This is a genomic window from Pseudomonas sp. BP6 (genome assembly GCF_017875935.1).
Taxonomy (GTDB): Bacteria; Pseudomonadota; Gammaproteobacteria; order Pseudomonadales; family Pseudomonadaceae; genus Aquipseudomonas; species Aquipseudomonas putida_Y.
In genome coordinates this window covers 654,452-671,030 of the sequence record NZ_JAGINI010000001.1, presented here as the reverse complement: position 1 = coordinate 671,030, position 16,579 = coordinate 654,452, and the positions used below count along the sequence as shown (strand labels likewise).

17 protein-coding genes are annotated in these 16,579 nt (G+C 62.1%); 5 read left to right on the top strand and 12 right to left on the bottom strand.

What is annotated here, in order from left to right:
* The first annotated feature begins 267 nt into the window (after window positions 1–267).
* Window positions 268–1,158 (top strand): RHS repeat-associated core domain-containing protein, encoded by an 891-nt coding sequence (locus J3A98_RS03030; RefSeq protein WP_209963924.1) that lies wholly within the window; start codon window positions 268–270, stop codon window positions 1,156–1,158.
* Here the strand turns inward: J3A98_RS03030 and J3A98_RS03025 are convergent.
* On the bottom strand, window positions 1,155–1,931 hold the full coding sequence (locus J3A98_RS03025) for a class I SAM-dependent methyltransferase (RefSeq protein WP_209963920.1): 777 nt from the start codon (window positions 1,929–1,931) through the stop codon (window positions 1,155–1,157). The two genes, J3A98_RS03030 and J3A98_RS03025, sit on opposite strands and share 4 nt — an antisense overlap.
* Before the next feature lie 104 nt (window positions 1,932–2,035).
* On the opposite strand from J3A98_RS03025, the gene J3A98_RS03020 reads away from it, so the two are divergent.
* Window positions 2,036–2,656: an energy transducer TonB gene (locus tag J3A98_RS03020; RefSeq protein WP_209963917.1), complete on the top strand. Its 621-nt coding sequence runs from the start codon at window positions 2,036–2,038 to the stop codon at window positions 2,654–2,656.
* A 2-nt stretch (window positions 2,657–2,658) separates the two neighbouring features.
* Here J3A98_RS03020 and J3A98_RS03015 read toward each other — a convergent pair whose 3' ends face one another.
* The 7 genes from J3A98_RS03015 to ppc form a co-directional block, all read right to left on the bottom strand.
* Entirely contained in the window at window positions 2,659–3,348 is a 690-nt protein-coding gene (locus J3A98_RS03015) for an extensin family protein (protein ID WP_176682736.1), read from the bottom strand.
* Window positions 3,348–4,178, bottom strand: a complete 831-nt coding sequence (locus J3A98_RS03010) for an isocitrate lyase/phosphoenolpyruvate mutase family protein (protein WP_209963914.1) — start codon at window positions 4,176–4,178, stop codon at window positions 3,348–3,350. The genes J3A98_RS03015 and J3A98_RS03010 overlap by 1 nt, the downstream gene beginning before the upstream one ends.
* A 28-nt stretch (window positions 4,179–4,206) precedes the next feature.
* Window positions 4,207–5,076: a DUF72 domain-containing protein gene (locus J3A98_RS03005; protein ID WP_209963911.1), complete on the bottom strand. Its 870-nt coding sequence runs from the start codon at window positions 5,074–5,076 to the stop codon at window positions 4,207–4,209.
* A 3-nt stretch (window positions 5,077–5,079) separates the two neighbouring features.
* Window positions 5,080–5,370: a hypothetical protein gene (locus J3A98_RS03000; protein WP_084850406.1), complete on the bottom strand. Its 291-nt coding sequence runs from the start codon at window positions 5,368–5,370 to the stop codon at window positions 5,080–5,082.
* Window positions 5,371–5,501: 131 nt separating this feature from the next.
* A complete protein-coding gene (gene tsaB, locus J3A98_RS02995) occupies window positions 5,502–6,176 on the bottom strand; it encodes a tRNA (adenosine(37)-N6)-threonylcarbamoyltransferase complex dimerization subunit type 1 TsaB (protein ID WP_209963907.1) in 675 nt (224 codons plus the stop codon).
* A gap of 270 nt (window positions 6,177–6,446) precedes the next feature.
* Window positions 6,447–7,097, bottom strand: coding sequence for an adenylate kinase (adk, locus tag J3A98_RS02990; protein ID WP_004575467.1), 651 nt, complete (start codon window positions 7,095–7,097; stop codon window positions 6,447–6,449).
* A 257-nt stretch (window positions 7,098–7,354) separates the two neighbouring features.
* On the bottom strand, window positions 7,355–9,982 hold the full coding sequence (gene ppc, locus J3A98_RS02985; RefSeq protein ID WP_209963905.1) for a phosphoenolpyruvate carboxylase: 2,628 nt from the start codon (window positions 9,980–9,982) through the stop codon (window positions 7,355–7,357).
* A gap of 261 nt (window positions 9,983–10,243) precedes the next feature.
* On the opposite strand from ppc, the gene J3A98_RS02980 reads away from it, so the two are divergent.
* From J3A98_RS02980 to J3A98_RS02970, 3 genes are all read left to right on the top strand, one after another.
* Window positions 10,244–10,588 carry a hypothetical protein gene (locus tag J3A98_RS02980; RefSeq protein ID WP_021785939.1) on the top strand — a complete coding sequence of 115 codons (345 nt, stop codon included), beginning with the start codon at window positions 10,244–10,246 and terminating at the stop codon, window positions 10,586–10,588.
* 276 nt (window positions 10,589–10,864) lie between these two features.
* A complete protein-coding gene (locus tag J3A98_RS02975) occupies window positions 10,865–11,278 on the top strand; it encodes a DUF4398 domain-containing protein (protein ID WP_020190164.1) in 414 nt (137 codons plus the stop codon).
* A gap of 50 nt (window positions 11,279–11,328) precedes the next feature.
* Entirely contained in the window at window positions 11,329–12,120 is a 792-nt protein-coding gene (locus tag J3A98_RS02970) for an OmpA family protein (RefSeq protein ID WP_176682731.1), read from the top strand.
* 122 nt (window positions 12,121–12,242) lie between these two features.
* Here J3A98_RS02970 and J3A98_RS02965 read toward each other — a convergent pair whose 3' ends face one another.
* From J3A98_RS02965 to J3A98_RS02950, 4 genes are all read right to left on the bottom strand, one after another.
* A complete protein-coding gene (locus J3A98_RS02965; RefSeq protein WP_209963902.1) occupies window positions 12,243–13,571 on the bottom strand; it encodes an IS110-like element ISPpu9 family transposase in 1,329 nt (442 codons plus the stop codon).
* 423 nt (window positions 13,572–13,994) lie between these two features.
* Entirely contained in the window at window positions 13,995–14,321 is a 327-nt protein-coding gene (locus J3A98_RS02960; RefSeq protein WP_003252219.1) for a hypothetical protein, read from the bottom strand.
* Entirely contained in the window at window positions 14,318–15,241 is a 924-nt protein-coding gene (locus tag J3A98_RS02955; RefSeq protein ID WP_209963899.1) for an alpha/beta hydrolase, read from the bottom strand. Before J3A98_RS02955 ends, J3A98_RS02960 begins: the two co-directional genes overlap by 4 nt.
* The gene (locus J3A98_RS02950) at window positions 15,213–16,490 is read right to left on the bottom strand and encodes a flavohemoglobin expression-modulating QEGLA motif protein (RefSeq protein ID WP_028698370.1); all 1,278 of its coding nucleotides are present in this window, start codon (window positions 16,488–16,490) and stop codon (window positions 15,213–15,215) included. Before J3A98_RS02950 ends, J3A98_RS02955 begins: the two co-directional genes overlap by 29 nt.
* Between the last annotated feature and the right edge of the window lie 89 nt (window positions 16,491–16,579).

Here is a 16,579-nt window from a genome sequence, read left to right as displayed (position 1 = left end):
GGCCGGGTCTGCCGGCCAATTTCTACCAGCCGTTCACCGTTGCTGCCGCCACCATATTCGCGGGTAAACCCGCTCCTACACACTGATCGATGTTGGACACAGGCCATTGTAGGGGGCCTTGTGTCGCGATAGAGGCGCACAACGGGCCATATTCGCCAATCAGCCGAACCTGTTTAACCAATGCGCCTACCTAGCATTTCTGCCAGTAGCCAAACAGAAAAACTCCCGGTAGGTTCATATCTAACTCATTAACATGAACGCATCACCATGCCAGCGCACACACTGATTTTTTTCTATAAGGATAATAAGCTTTCAACCTGGCATACAGGGAGTACTCACCAGACATTGCTCAGCGCCAATAACCGGAATCTAAGCGAAACGACAAATACCCCTCCACAAGTACGTCTATTGGCCACCGACGCACAAGAGTCAACAGTCAGCATTGGCTCGAAAAGCCAGAGGAACATTAACTACAGCCCTTACGGCAATGACAATTGCCCGCCTACCAACCCCTTACTATCTCGATTCACAGGCCAGAGTTGGTTACCCTCTGCCATAGGTTACTTGCTAGGTAATGGTCACCGTCTGTTCAATTCAAGACTGATGCGCTTTCACAGTGCGGACAGCTTTTCCCCGTTCGGAAAAGGTGGTCTCAATGCCTATGCCTATTGCGGTAACGACCCCATCAACAGAGTGGACCCTAGCGGCAGATTTTTCGGAAGGCTGTACAAAAAGTTAAATGGTGGCTACTCATACAAGAAGCTGGCTCCACGTCTGGATGAGCGCAGACCTAACCTATCTAGAAATGAATACAATAAGCTCTCAAAATCCATCAGCAAGCGCCAACTCAGATCTGAAAAAAAACTAGAACTTGGACTTAAATATGACGCTCCTCATACAACGGAAAATGTGCTCCAAGAATTAAGCACGCTTGATCAGCAACACGCAACATTGAAAAAGTTGTCAGCTGACCAGAACGGTCGTTTTAACTTTACACTTACTCAAGAGCTACATGGTGAAATTCCAGTCTACTCCGGCCCTAGCCGTAAAACCGCTGAAGATATACTTGGCGGCCCTTCAACCATTGACCCTTCAATCCCGGAAGACTTTGTAGACCAAGAGTTGAAAGAACGCCTGAGGCGCCTGCGTGGAGACTAGGCCTTCAACGCCTTCTTCGGATAAATGTCATAGCGGCTCGACTTACCCTCAAGGCTATGGCTCGGCTTCGGCCCGTCGATGATCGGCGCCTTGCGCGGCCGCTTCACCACCACTCGGTGGCTGGCCAGCGCCAGGGCGGCTTCGAGCAGCGCCGGGGCATCCAGGTCATCGCCCACCAAAGGCCGGAACACGCGCATTTCCTTTTTCACCAGGGCGCTCTTGTCGCGGTGCGGGAACATCGGGTCGAGGTAGATCACCTGCGGCGCCTCCCCTTCCCAGGCGCGCATGCGCTCGATGGCGTTGCCGGTCAGCAGGCGCATGCGCCCGACAATCGGGCCCACTTCTTCGTCCGCTCGCGCCCGCGCCAGGCCGTCCTCCAGCAGCGCGGCAATCAGCGGCTGGCGCTCGATCAGGGTCATCTGGCAGCCAAGGCTGGCCAGCACGAACGCGTCCTTGCCCAGCCCCGCCGTGGCATCCAGCACCTGCGGCCGGATACCTTGGGCAATGCCCACGGCCTTGGCGATCATCTGCCCGTTGCCACCGCCAAACTGGCGGCGATGCGCAGCCTGGCCTTCGACGAAGTCCACGCGCACCGGCCCGGGCGCCTGCGGGCCCAGTTGCTGAATCTGCAAGCCGTCGGCGCCCACCTGCACAGCGAAGCCGGCGGTATCGTCCTGCAGCGGCAGGCCCAGGCGTTCAGCCCACGCCCTGGCCTGTTGCGCATACTCAGCTGTCATTGCCTCGACCCTGATACCCGTGCCTTGCTCTTCCATCGTTCACACCCGAAAAATCAAACCAAGCCCTTAATGAATCGGCAACCACGGCCGATACAGGCAATATCCCGCTATTCTGCCAGAGCACAGCGCGCACGACTGCCATGTCAGATACTCTTCCCATCGGCTTGACCTATTTGTCGCCTGTCGGCAACTACAGTCAGCACAACACCCAGGCACTCGGGGGCGTCAGCCACCTGTGGCAGGATTTCTTTGCCCGGGCCATGGCCGAGCAGCAGGAAGAGCCCGTAGACGGCGTCAGCCAGTCGTTCGTGCAGTACGATCAGGACAGCGGCGAACCCATCGGCGGGGCCCGTGCCCTGGCCCTGATCGACGCTCAGCGCGCCTGCCCGGTGCAAGACACCGTGGTGGCACCGCCCGAGCCGCTTTTCCTGCCCAAGGCCGAGCTCGAGGCCAAGCTGCTGCCACCCGCGCCCGAGCCGTTCAGCGCCATTGAACTGATCGAGCAGCAGCGTCAGCTCGACATCAACAACAGCTGGCTGCGTCCGGTGGTAATGAGCCAGGGCCAGCCCATTGCCGAGCCTGGCCCGGCCCCCACACCACGGTCATTGTTCCTGCCCATTGCCGAGCTCGAGACCAACCTGCTGGACCCGGCGCCCGAGCCGTTCGACGAAGCCACCCTGGCCAAGCAGCAGAATGACCTGGAGTTCGACATCCACTGGGCGCGCCCAGTGGTGCTGAACAACGTGCGCGCGTACGCCTGAAGCTAACGACAGATCTGCCAGCGCCCCATGTCCAGATGGAAGTGGTTGCGGTGCGCAGCGTTGTAGTCCGGCCCCAGTACCGTGCTGAAGCTCTCGCAAGCTGCCCGCTGCACCCGGTGCAGGAATTCCGCCTTCTGTCCACCTGCCTGCCAGTCACGCGCCAGAATAATGCGCCGGCCGTCCTTCAGGCGAAATCCGCTGATGTCCAGCGCATTGGCCGTGGCGTGCTGGCTCAATCGGCCCTGCTTGCGATGGTAGACATTGCGGCAGGCAAAGCTGCCCAGGTGATCGACCTGCGTCACCGATTGCCCAAACACTTCCTGCGCCGCCGGCTGCAAGCCATGGTTCTCGAACAGTGCATAGGCCACCGCCAGCGGGCAACTGGCCAGAAAGCTGCTGCTCAGCCGCGCCTGGCCGCCCTCGATGCGCCAGACGTTCTGCAGCGGGCAGTTGGCCGACGCCGGGCTGTCGGCTTGTGCCCGGTAACGCAGGTGGCTGGTTTCCAGCGCCTGCCGGCACAGCGCCGGGTCATTGCGCAGGCGCGACAGTTTGTAGGGGGTCAGCAGGTTGGGCGGCTGGCTTACGTCCAGCGGTGCCCAGGGGTTCCACATGGCAGGCAGGCGCCAGCCGAAGTGCCAGGCCAGGCCGGCCACCGTCAGCAGGCCGGCCAGTATCGCCAGCAATGCCCGCATCAGCGGCGGAACAGGTCGTTCAGTTGGGCAAACGGCATGGCCTGCTCACCGTAGCCGAACGTGCCCTCATCGCGAATTTCCAGCGCGGCTCGGTGAAAGGCCCCGAGTGCAGCACGGGCCAGCGAGGAGCCCACACTGATGCGACGCACGCCCAGGTCCTGCAACTGGTTGACGTTGAGCGGCACGCCCACCATGCCCATCAGCACATTCACAGGGCGCGGTGCGACTGCCTGAACCACGGCACGGACTTCCTCCACAGTGCGCAGCCCGGGGGCGTAGAGCACGTCGGCACCGGCTTCGGCATAGGCTTGCAGGCGCAAGATCGTGTCATCGAGGTCCATGCGCCCGTGCAGCAGGTTTTCTGCACGGGCGCACAAGGTGAACGGGAATGGCAGGCCACGCGCCGCCTGCACAGCGGCGCGCACGCGCTCCACGGCCAGCCCGAAGTCATAGATGGGCGCATCACTGCGGCCACTGGCATCTTCGATGGAGCCGCCTACCAGGCCGACTTCGGCGGCACGCAGAATGGTCTGGGCACAGTCTTCGGGCAAATCGCCAAAGCCGTTTTCCAGATCGGCGGCCACCGGCAGCGCGGTGGCATCGACGATCTCGCCGGCATTGTCCAGCGTATCGTCCAGGCTCAAGGCGCCTTCGGCGTCTGGCCGGCCCAGGCTGAAGGCCAGGCCTGCACTGGTAGTGGCCAGTGCCTCGAAACCCAGGCTGGCGAGCAACTTGGCGGAGCCGGCATCCCACGGGTTGGGGATGACGAACGCGCCGTCGCGCTCGTGTAAAGCCTTGAAGGCCTCAGCTCGCAGGGTTTGCACATCCATGGTTCAACCTCCGGCAGTCAGGGAAAGGTCAGAGTAGCCCTAATTGTTCGACCTCAGGGGCGCGCGGCAATTCCGGCAAAGGTGCCAGGCCCGGCAGCCGTGCCATCAGCCGCTGATGGAAACACTGGGCCAGCGCCGCAGCCAGGCGATTGTCCGAGGTGTGCAGGAAGATATAGGGATTGCGGCCTTCTTCGATCCAGGCGGCGACTTTTTCTACCCAAGGGCCGAGGAAGGTGTGGTTGGCCTCCAGTTCCGGATGGCCGATGAAGCGAACCTGAGGGTGCTGGCTGAAGGCTGCCGGACGCGGTGGCACCCTGGGCTTCTTCGACTGCGCATGCAGCACGGCAGGGTCGCGCGAGGTGCAACTGAACAGCGCGCGCGGGTCGAGGCAGATGCGCTCCACGCCGCGTTCGTGCAGCAGGCGATTGAGCAGGCGTTCTTCCTCACCCTTGGCAAAAAAGGCCTGGTTGCGCACTTCCACGGCCACGGGCACGGCGATCTGATCGAGGAAGTGACAAAGCTCACCCAGGCGCGCCGGGCCAAACTGGGCCGGCAACTGCAGCCAGTAGGGTGACACGCGCTGGCCCAGCGGGGCCATCAGCCGGGTGAAGTCGAAGGCAGGCTCAAGCTGGTCACGCAGGTCGCCCTCATGGCTGACATCCCGCGGAAACTTGGCAGTGAAGCGAAAGTGCTCGGGCATGACTTGCGCCCAGCGGGCAATGGTACCGGGCGCGGGACGTGCATAGAAAGTGGTGTTGCCTTCGACGGCGTTGAAGACCTGGCTGTAGAAGCCAAGCATTTGATTACTGCTGGCGTCGGCGGGGTACAGGTAGTCGCGCCAGGCGTTTTCGCTCCACGACGGGCAACCGAGAAAGTAAGGCAGTGGTGACGGATTCATCCATCAAATGTACAGGTCGAGCCCCAGTACTTCCATGTCCCAGTCGGTAAAACCGGCAGTGCTCAGGTAGCTGGCCAGTGCGGTGGCGGTGCGGCGGTCACGGGCACGAGGGAAAACCATGTCCTGCTGGCGGGCTGGCAGGCCACCGCCAGGGCGGCGGGCGGTGGTTTCCTGCGGGGCGGCTTCTGCCTCCTCGATTACCTCGGCATCGTCGATGGCCTGGTCACGCACCGCTGCTTTGCGCGAGGTGCGCTTGAGCGGGTAGGACTGCGATGAGAAACCGTCGATACGCATGGCATGAGCACTCAGGACCAATGATGGCAATTTAGCAGCATCAGGGTTCCGTCGCTAATGCTTGAGTGATAACTGGACCACAGATCGCGCAAAAGGTTTTAGTGTGTTCGGCGATAACCGACGAACAGCACTCAGTGCTTCTTGGGCGTGGCTACATTATCGCGCAGATAAACCGGCTGCGCCTGCTCGGCGACGATTGCCTCGCCACGCGCCCAGGCGAAGGTGGCCAGGCTGAGGACGTCCAGGGCATTGGGCAAGGCGCCAGGGTTGCTCGCGGCCACCTGAACCGCCAGGCGCTCGGCATAGCCCCATCCGGTACCGGCACCGAACCACTCGCCATTGCTGCCTGCCGGCAGCGCCACCTGCTCGGGCGGCAACACGGCTTCACGGCCGACCAGGCGCATTTCGCCCGCCGTGGCCTGGTAGCAACCCCAGTACACTTCATCCATGCGTGCATCAATGGCCGCTGCCACCTGCTGCACGCCATGCTCGCGCAATGCACCCTGGGCCAGTGCGGCCAGGTTGGACACCGGCAGCACCGGGCGTTCGAGGGCAAAGGCCAGGCCTTGCACCACACCGATGGCAATACGCACGCCAGTGAACGCGCCCGGGCCACGGCCAAAGGCAATGGCATCCAGCGCATTCAGTGCCACGCCAGCGTCAGCCAGCAGGTGCTTGATCATCGGCAGCAGCTTCTGGGCATGCATGCGCGGGATCACCTCGTAGTGGCTGGTTACCTTGCCGTCATGCAGCAGCGCGACGGAACAGGCTTCGGTGGCGGTATCCAGGGCCAGCAGGGTGGTCATCGAACGGGTATCCAGGTGCGAATGAAAAAGAGCGGCAGTATAGAGCAGCAGCGGCGTTGTGTCCCGAGGGGGCCGCTGTGCGGCCCATCGCACTGATTTCAAAGCCTGCACTGGCCCTGGAGGAGCGACCTTGCGTCGCGAAAAGGGCCGCAAAGCGGCCCCAGGGTTTCAGCGGTATCACACCATTATCTGGGGCTGCTCTGCAGCCCTTTCGCGACACAAGGCCGCTCCCACAAAAGCGGGCCGTTTCGAGGTGCGTCAGGCGCCGGTTCAGCTCAGGGCTGCCAGGACCTTGGCGGTGATGGCTTCAACCGAGCCGACACCTTCGATGTGGCTGTACTTCGGCTTGCCGCCATTGGCAGCCGACAGCTTCTGGTAGAAATCCACCAGCGGTTTGGTCTGGCTGTGGTAGACCGACAGGCGATGGCGAACGGTTTCTTCTTTGTCGTCGTCACGCTGGATCAGGTCTTCACCGGTCTCGTCGTCCTTGCCTTCCACTTTCGGCGGGTTGTACTGAATGTGGTAGGTACGGCCCGAGGCCAGGTGCACGCGGCGGCCCGCCATGCGGCCGACGATTTCTTCGTCGTCCACGGCAATTTCAACCACGGCATCAATGTCGACACCGGCAGCGACCATGGCTTCGGCTTGCGGGATGGTGCGTGGGAAGCCGTCGAACAGGCAACCGTTGGCGCAATCAGGCTGAGCGATGCGCTCCTTCACCAGGCTGATGATCAACTCGTCGGAGACCAGCTGGCCTGCATCCATGACTTTCTTCAGCTCCAGGCCCAGCGGGGTGCCGGCCTTGACGGCGGCACGCAGCATGTCACCGGTGGAGATCTGTGGAATACCGAACTTTTCGGTGATGAACTTTGCCTGAGTACCTTTACCGGCCCCGGGAGCTCCCAGCAGAATTACGCGCATCTTGTGCTCCTCAAATTTTTTTATGAAATTCAATGGATTCGGCGACCAGGGCCAAGTCCGGAAAATCGGGTATGACCATAAATCGGTCAGAAGGCTGCTCAAGATACACAGCGCCCGGCAGCCAGACAAGCGTCCCAAAGTTGCAGGAATGCGCCACTTGCGGCTGACCGGGCAGGCGGTTGCGCCCGGCGCAACCACCCTCCCCGTCATTGTGCCGGGCCTGTATGGCACTCGCCAGACACGACCCGGGCTTGCCCTTAGCCGGTGTTGCGCAGCCCAGCGGCAATACCCGCCACGGTCACCAGCAAGGCCTGCTCCAACGGGCTGTCCAGAGCGGCTTCGCGGCTGCGCGAGCGAGCCAGCAGCTCTGCCTGCAGGCGGTGCAACGGGTCCAGATAGGTATTGCGCAGGCTAATGAATTCCAGTGTCTCGGGGCTGTGCGCCAGTAGCACCGGCTGCCCGGTCAGGCCCAACACCACCTGGCATGACTGCGACAATAGGTCGCGCAGGTGCGCACCTAAAGGGAGCAAGTGCGGTTGCACCAGACGTTCGTCGTAGGCCTCGGCAATTTGCGCATCGGCCTTGGCCAGCACCATTTCCAGCATGTCGATGCGGGTGCGGAAGAACGGCCATTGCTCTCGCATCTGCGCCAGCAACTCACCCTGTCCCCGGGCCAAGGCATTCGTCAGCGCGGTTTCCCAGCCCAGCCAGGCCGGCAGCATCAGCCGGGTCTGGGTCCAGCCGAAGATCCACGGGATGGCGCGCAGGCTTTCGATGCCCCCGGCGCGACGCTTGGCCGGGCGGCTGCCCAGCGGCAGGCGCCCCAGCTCCTGTTCTGGCGTCGACTGGCGGAAGTACTCGACGAAATCGGGATTATCCCGCACCACGCCGCGGTAGGCCTGGACACCATCGGCAGCCAACTGGTCCATCACCTCACGCCAGGCCGGCTGCGGGGGCGGCGGTGGCAACAGCGTGGCTTCAAGCACGGCAGCCAGGTACAGGTTGAGGTTTTGCTCGGCGATGCCCGGCAAGCCGAACTTGAAGCGAATCATTTCACCCTGCTCGGTGGTGCGGAAACGCCCCGCCACCGAACCCGGTGGCTGCGACAGGATCGCGGCATGGGCCGGGCCACCGCCTCGCCCGACCGTACCGCCACGGCCGTGGAACAGCAGCAGCTCGACCTGATGCTCGGCACAGATACGCACCAGGTTTTCCTGAGCCCGGTACTGCGCCCAGGCAGCAGCCGTGGTGCCGGCGTCCTTGGCCGAATCGGAGTAACCAATCATCACTTCCTGCGGGCCGCGCAGGCCCGCACGGTAGCCCGGCAGGCCAAGCAGGCGCTGCATGACCGGGCCGGCGTTGTCGAGGTCGGCCAGGGTCTCGAACAGTGGCACCACACGCATGGGGCGGGTCAGGCCGGCTTCTTTGAGCAACAGTTGTACCGCCAGTACATCCGAGGCGGCCCCCGCCATGGAGATGACGTAAGACCCCAGCGAGGCGGCCGGTGCAGCGGCCACTTCCCTGCAGGTCGCCAGCACTTCGGCGGTGTCCGCTTGCGGCTTGAAATGCGCAGGTAGCAGGGGCCGGCGGTTTTTCAGCTCGGCCTGGAGGAACGCGATGCGTTGCTCCTCATCCCAGTCAGCGTAACGCCCCAGGCCCAGGTAGTCGGTAATCTCGGTCAGCGCATCACGGTGACGGGCAGCGTCCTGGCGCACGTCCAGGCGGCCCAGAAACAGGCCGAAGGTAACCGCGCGACGCAAGCAGTCAAGCAGCGGGCCTTCGGCGATCACGCCCATGCCGCATTCGTGCAGCGACTGGTAGCACAGCTCCAGTGGCGCGATCAGGTCGCGGTTGTCCACCAGCACGTCGGCACCGGCTGGTTGGTTGCTGGTCAAGGCCGAATGCGCCCATGCGCGTGTCGCACGCAGGCGGTCGCGCAGTCGCTTGAGCACTGCGCGGTAGGGTTCGGCACTGTCGCCGACCTGTTTGTGCAGGGCGTCGCTGGCCTGCTGCATGGACAACTCGGCGGCCAGTGCATCGATGTCGCGCAGGAACAGGTCGGCGGCCATCCAGCGCGCCAGCAGCAGCACTTCGCGGGTGACGGCAGCGGTCACATTGGGGTTGCCATCCCGGTCCCCCCCCATCCACGAGGCAAAGCGGATCGGCGCGGCCTCCAGCGGCAGGCGCAGGCCAGTGGCCTCCAGCAGGGCCTTGTCGACCTTGCGCAGGTGGCTGGGGATGGCGTGCCACAGCGAATGCTCGATCACTGCGAAACCCCACTTGGCTTCGTCTACCGGCGTAGGCCGGGTGCGGCGGATTTCTTCGGTATGCCAGGCCTCGGCGATCAGCCGGCGCAGGCGTTCGCGCACTTGCTGGCGTTCTGCCGGGGTCAGGTCACGATGGTCCTGTGCGGCCAGTTGGCCGGCGATCGCGTCGTACTTCTGGATCAGTGTGCGGCGGGCCACTTCGGTGGGGTGTGCGGTGAGCACCAACTGGATATCGAGCTTGGCCAGTTGCCGGGCCAGGGCGTCGTTGCTGTGGCCGGCCTGCTTCAGACGCCCCAGCAGCTCGGGCAGTACCCGCGCTTCGAAAGGTTCGGGTTGGTCAGCGTCGCGGCGGCGGATCAACTGGTACTGCTCGGCCATGTTGGCCAGGTTGAGGAACTGGTTGAAGGCCCTCGCTACAGGCAGCAGGTCTTCTTCGGCAAGGTCCGCCAGGGTTGAACTCAGTTGCTCACCAGGGCCGCGGCGGTCGGCCTTGGCACTGTGGCGGATGTCCTCGATTTTCTGCAGGAACGCATCGCCATGCTGCTGGCGAATGGTTTCGCCAAGCAGTTCACCCAACACATGGACATCTTCACGCAAACGCACATCGATATCGGTCATTGGCGCTCTCTCCGTTGCATCCCTATCAGCCTCAGCGCGCCCTGTGCAAGCGCGGGTTAACCCGTGAACAACCCAAGGCGGTGCCTGGCACCGGCGTTGCCGGTGTTCGCGGGTAAACCCGCTCCTACAGGGGGGGCGGTATCCCCCAAGAGTGCCCACAGCCGGGCAACGATGGCAAGCCGTGATCGGCCAAACCAAACTAAAGTGAAAGCACAGCACTCCCATGCAGTGCAGCCTTTCCAGGCGTCAACAGAGGTCATCATGAAAATCCGTGAACTCGCCCAGCATTGGGAACAGAATGCCGCCGGCACCCTCAGCCGTACGGGCCATGTCCTGCACCTGGACCTGGAGTCCGAGGCGCGCCTGGCCGCGCTGATCGACATGTACCCCAAGCGCACGGCCGAAGAACTGCTCGGCGAACTGGTCGCAGCCGCCCTTGAAGAATTGGAGGCCAGCTTCCCCTATGTACAGGGCCGCCAGGTCATCGCCACCGACGAAGAGGGCGACCCCCTGTACGAGGACGTCGGTCCTACGCCGCGCTTTCTCTCCCTGTCCCGCCAGCACCTGCACAACTTGAGCAACGCTACAGTCGACAGCGACAAATAATCCTGCGCTCCTGCGTTCCGGGCCTGCTGAAGGCCCGGAATACAGCTCCAGCCTGGGAAAGTTCCAGGCAATTCGCACTGACCGATCAGTCAGAAATAGTTATCCGATTCCGGCGCTTTTTTCTGAACTATTCGAAAAACGTCCGAGTCGGAGCCAATAGCCATCACGCTAAAACCCTGCACACTGCCCTCGTGCACCGTTGAGCTGAAGCGCGCGGTTTTGTCAGGGATTGAGCGATGGACTGCTACGGACATCGTCGTTATCAGGAGTGATCCAATGGAGCTGACCACCATGAAGACCCGCACTAGCAAACTGTCATCCACTCATGTGCGCGGGTTCAAGCTGGCCGCGCTGGCACTGGGCAGTAGCCTGGTCCTGGCCGGCTGTGCGGGCAATCCGCCCACCGAGCAGTATGCCGTTACCCAGTCCGCCGTGAACTCCGCCGTCAGCGCCGGCGGTACAGAGTTCGCCGCCGTGGAAATGAAAGCGGCTCAGGACAAGTTCAAGCAAGCCGAAATCGCCATGCACGACAAGAAGTACGACGAGGCCAAGCGCCTGGCCCAACAGGCCGAGTGGGATGCACGCCTCGCCGAACGCAAGGCCCAGGCAGCCAAAGCCCAGAAGGCCGTGCAGGATGCCCGCCAGGGCGTTCAGGACGTACGTGAGGAAGGCCTGCGCAGCGTTCAGTGAGCCCTGCCCCGCCAACCTTAGCCTTCGCACACGATCAAAGGATGAACACTATGCGCAAACACGTCATGATTCCCGCCCTGCTGGCCCTGAGCGTCGGTCTTGCTGCCTGCTCGCACGATCCGAATGCCAATCTGGAAGCGGCCCGCACCAACTTCTCTTCGCTGCAGAGCAACCCGCAAGCGAGCAAGGTCGCGGCACTGGAGACCAAGGACGCCCAGGACTGGCTGAACAAGGCCGACAAGGCGTACATGGACCGTGAAGACGAGAAGAAAGTCGACCAACTGGCCTACCTGACCAACCAGCGCGTCGAAGTGGCCAAGCAGACCATTGCCCTGCGCACCGCCGAAGCCGAGCTGAAGAACGCCTCGGCCCAGCGCGCCCAGGCCAAACTGGATGCCCGCGACGCGCAGATCGCCAAGCTGCAGGACAGCCTCAACGCCAAGCAGACCGACCGCGGAACGCTGGTGACCTTCGGCGATGTACTGTTCGACTTCAACAAGGCCGAACTCAAGAGCAGCGCTTACCCGAACATCACCAAGCTGGCGCGGTTCCTACAGGAAAACCCGGAACGCAAGGTGATCGTCGAGGGCTACACCGACAGCGTCGGCTCGGCCAACTACAACCAGACACTGTCCGAGCGCCGCGCCAACAGCGTGCGCATGGCACTGGTACGTGCCGGGGTAGATCCGGCGCGAATCGTTTCCCAGGGCTATGGCAAGGCGTACCCGGTAGCGGACAACTCGAGCAACTCGGGCCGTGCGCAGAACCGTCGGGTGGAGGTGACCATCTCCAACGACAACCAGCCGGTGGCACCGCGCTCGGTGAGCCAGGCTCAGCAGTAAGGCTGGTTAGCTGAAATGACAAGCCCCGCGATCGACGCGGGGCTTTCTTTTGCCTGTTCTGGCCTCTTCGCGGGCACGCCCGCTCTCATCAAACAAAATGCAACCCACTGTTTTCTAAGCACTCAAGCGGCCACCAGCTGATACCCCAGTTTCCGGGCTTTGCGGAGCAAAGCCCGGACCTGCCGGTCTTGGCTTCTGGTTTCGAACTCCTCAAGACCTTTTTCAACATAAGCCTGCTTCTTGGTTAAAAGGTTGTACACCAGACGTGCCAACTGATGCGCAGTGGCCTTGATGGCGCAGCTGGTATCCATTCGAGTCAGCCTGGCTCGGTGCGATGCACCAATGAAACCCTTGTCGTTACGGGCATTGGATGCAGCCTGCTTGAGTGCTTGAGCTGCTCGATTGACTATTTTTGGCCCGCCACCTGCCAGTCGATGACCGCCGGAAATTCGGGTAGGGGGAGACAGTCCCAACCAAGAGCAGAAGTGCTGTGAGGACGGGAAGCGTGATAGATCTGTACCGATCTCCCCTGCCAGCACTAATGCAGTGTCCACCCCAATGGTTGGAATTGCGGTTAGGTCCACGCCAAGAACCTTCCACAATGTCTGATGCAATTCAGTCTGTCGGGCACCGTTTCGGTGCGGGCTCCGTAAAGGCTTATTGGATGGCTCTGGCTTGTTTTGCAGCACCGGCAACTGCTCTAACGCGGCTTTTATGGCGTCGTCACAATCAGCAATTTGCTGCTCCAGGAAGTCATAGGCAGCCAATTCCTGAGTTAGCGCATGCAAATGCTCGCGCCGCCAATTGCCATGAAGACTCCGAGCGACAGCCTCCTTGCCTGCCTTGATGCGGCGGTCGGTCAGTTCAGCCAGTTGCACTGGGTCCCGTTCACCTGCGCAGATGGCTCGCAAAATCTTCATGCCAGTTACGCCGGAAATATCACTGATGACATTGGCCAGCTGGATGTTCATTTGGCTCATGGCCTTTTGCATCCGGTTCAGCGTCTGCGCCTGGTCTTTCACTTTGGAAGCACGCTGCCTGACCAATGACCGGACGCAGCAGGTCAGATCATCGGGGCGGAATGCGCCTCTGAGCAGTCCATGAGTCATCAGTTGCCAAATCCACTGGCAATCCAGCACATCTGATTTACGGCCCGTGATTTGTCGAGTTGCTCTGGCATTGACGAGATAAACCTCAAAACCGCGCTCGCTGAGAATCTCGTAAATTGGAATCCAATAAACTCCCGTAGATTCCATGGCAACGACCTTGATCCCCAGGCTTTCAAGCCAGTTAGCCATCTTGAGCAGGTCGTCAGTAAAGGACGTGAACGACTGGACGGGATTTTCGTGCCGGGGATCGACCGCCACGAAATGCTCTCGACCACCGACATCGATCGCCGCGCAATCGGGATGGACGACGGTAAAGCGTTGCTTGGAAGGCTTGCGCGCCATGATGAATCCTCGCAGGATAAAGGGCGCGCGGGGCACACGGTGGCGAAAGGGTTCACTCTCTCATACGTGGTCACAGCTGAATCAGCTGATGCCTACAGGGACTTCACGCCGATACCGTGCGGATCACTCTCCCACGCGGGTGTGCGCACACACACCAGTGCTGGCTACGATCTCTGTCCCGCGCACACGAACCCTAACAAAGCAAAAGGCGGCTGGCCCTACCGGGCCAACCGCCTTTTCTTTTTCAACATGTCAGCGTCGCTGCGGATCTAAAGCCGTACACCTCATGTTTGCTGCGCGACAGCGCAGCCCGGAAGGGCTGGGTGATCTCCCACAGGTACGGCGCCAGTCTCGAGTTTTGCGCGACCCTGTGGGAGCGGGCGTGCCCGCGAAGAGGCCAGAACAGGCAGCAGGGATAATGGCTCACTGCACCTGCTGTGGTGTTTCTTCGCCCATGCAGCGCACCGCACGCTTGCGGTTGTCCACCAGCACGCCGGTCAGGCCTTTCTGCTGGGTGTCGAACAGCACCAGCACGCCGTCGACGCACTGGGCCACTTGCGGCGCCGGGTCCAGCGATACCTTGTAGTCCTCGCCGGGGATGGTCTTGAGCATGGTGAAATCCTGCAGCAGCAGGGCATCTTCGGGCTTGGCGAAATGCAGGTAACCGTAGTACCACAAGGCCCCCACCGTCACGATGATGCTGCCGACGCCGGTCAGGATCAGCGGGATGGCGTTGCGTTCTTCACTCATTGCTTGTTCTTCTCGTCAGGGTAATTGGGCACTTCGGCAAGCCGCCGCAGGCCATTGAAATGGCTGGGGTCATCGAGGAATCGCAGCATGACCTGGCGCCAGGTAGGGTCGGCGAACGTCTGCACGTGCCCCCCTCGGGTCAGTTGCAGTACCCGCGGTGGTGGCGCGTGCTGATACAGGCGGATGGCGTTGTCCATCGGCACCAGGTTGTCGTCGATGCTGTGGAAAAACAACTTGGGCGGATTGCTCAATTGCTCGATCGAGTGGATCGCGCTGTCGCCGTCCGGCACCAGCCACGACAGCGGAACCTGTAATGGCCAGGTCATCCAGGAGGTGCTGAGCGCAAAGCGCCCTACCGCGCGGTAACTGGCCGGCACACCATCGAACACCAGGGCGCTGAAACGCTGGCGCTGCTCGGGGTGCGCCGCCAGGTAATGAATGGCCATCGCACCGCCCAGGCTCTGCCCCAGCAGTACCAACGGCTTGCCCCTGACCTCGGGCGCCTGCTCCAGCCAGGCCATGGCTGCGGCAATGTCCTCGTACACTTCCGGCAGTCTCGGCTGGCCCTGAGACAAGCCATAGCCGCGGTAATCGATCATCAACACCTGGTAGCCCTGCTCCGGCAGCCAGTAGCTACCCCCCAGGTGCCCAGGCAGGTTACCGCCGTTGCCGTGCAGGTGCAGCACCGTGCCCTTGACCTCCACCCCGGCCTTGGCCGGCAGCCACCAACCGTGAAGGCGGACGCCATCAGCAGTGGTCAGCGTGACGTCGCGGTATTCCAGCTTGGCCCGCTCAGGGGTGAAGGCCTGACCACGCTCGGGGTAGAACAGCAGGCTGCTGCAGCCCCCAAGGCTCAGCAGGACCAGGCCCAGGACCAGCAGACGGCAGTGCTCAGAGAATGTTCGCGTAGTCGGCTTCAATACGGTCCAGGCTCAGGTGGTTGAGGAAGTTGGAGAAACACATCCAGGCCGACAGCGCATTAAGGTCACGGAACTGTTCGGGCAGGTACTTGGGCGGCTCGACCAGCCCTTCCTCGACAAGTTGGCGCAGGGTGCGCATGTCTTCCAGGGTGGTTTTGCCACAGAACAGCAACGGGATCTGTTCCAGTTTGCCCTTCTTCACGGCCAACTGAATGTAGTTGTAAACCATGATGAAGCCCTTGAGGTAGGACAAGTCCTTGGTGAATGGCAAGCCGTTGGGCACCGACCCGCGGAACACCCGGCTGGCGTTGCTGTAGCTCTGCGCCATCTCGAAGCCCTGCTCGCGGAAGAAACCGTAGACCTGCATGAAGTCTGCGCCCTCCTCGACCATATGGATGGCTCGGGTGCGGTTGGTGAGCTTGCGCAGGCGGCTGGGGTAGGAGGCAAAGGCGATCACCTCCATGAGGATGGCCAGGCCCTCCTGGGTTACCGTCGACGAGGGCGGGCCCTTGGCCAGGAAGGTGCAGATCGGCTGGTTCAGGCCATTGAGCGTGGTCCCGACGTGCACCAACCCTTCGTGCACCTCCAGGGCGCGCACATCGCGGGTGTTGAACATGGCATCGGCACGCACCTTGATGTAGTCGGCACCAGCCGCGGCGTCGGCGACGATACCGTCGGACTCGAACACGCGAATGGTCCCTTCGGCCTCGCCGAACACTTTGTTCAGCCGGTGCTGGAGGATCTCCACGGCCTCCTTGGCAGTGAGGTTCTTTGGCTCATCCTTGAGGTCACCACGGCCATCGATGTTGTTCAGGTAGTCCGACAGCATCAGGCCAAGGTCGGCCAGGGTCGGGTCACCGGCGTGGAAGGCATCCGAGGCGGCGCCGTACAGCTCCTGGGAGATCAGGCCGAAGTCCTCGGTACCGCGCGCTTCGAGCATGCGCACCACCATGCGGTATTCGCGGCACATGCGCTTCATGATCTGCCCGACCGGGTTGAACTGGCCCAACTGGCGAATGATGTCGCGCTCGATGCCCTGGAACTCGGCCTTGACCGCGCTGGAGTCGAACGACAGCGGGCGCGATTGGTAGTAGGCGCGATCAACCGCCGGCGGCTCCTTGCCCTTGGCCTTGAGAAAGCCCTGGCGGATGTTGTCGTCCCACTTCACCGCGTCAAGGACCCGGATCGGCGTCTGGGCCGCGACGATGCGGTCGGACAGGGCGCGGATGGTTTGCTGGTATTCGTCCAACGGGGACTCCTTTCTAGTACACGAAACCTGTACCGGCCTCTTCGCGGGCTTGCCCGCTCCCACAGGGACACCACAGGATCAGATACCTG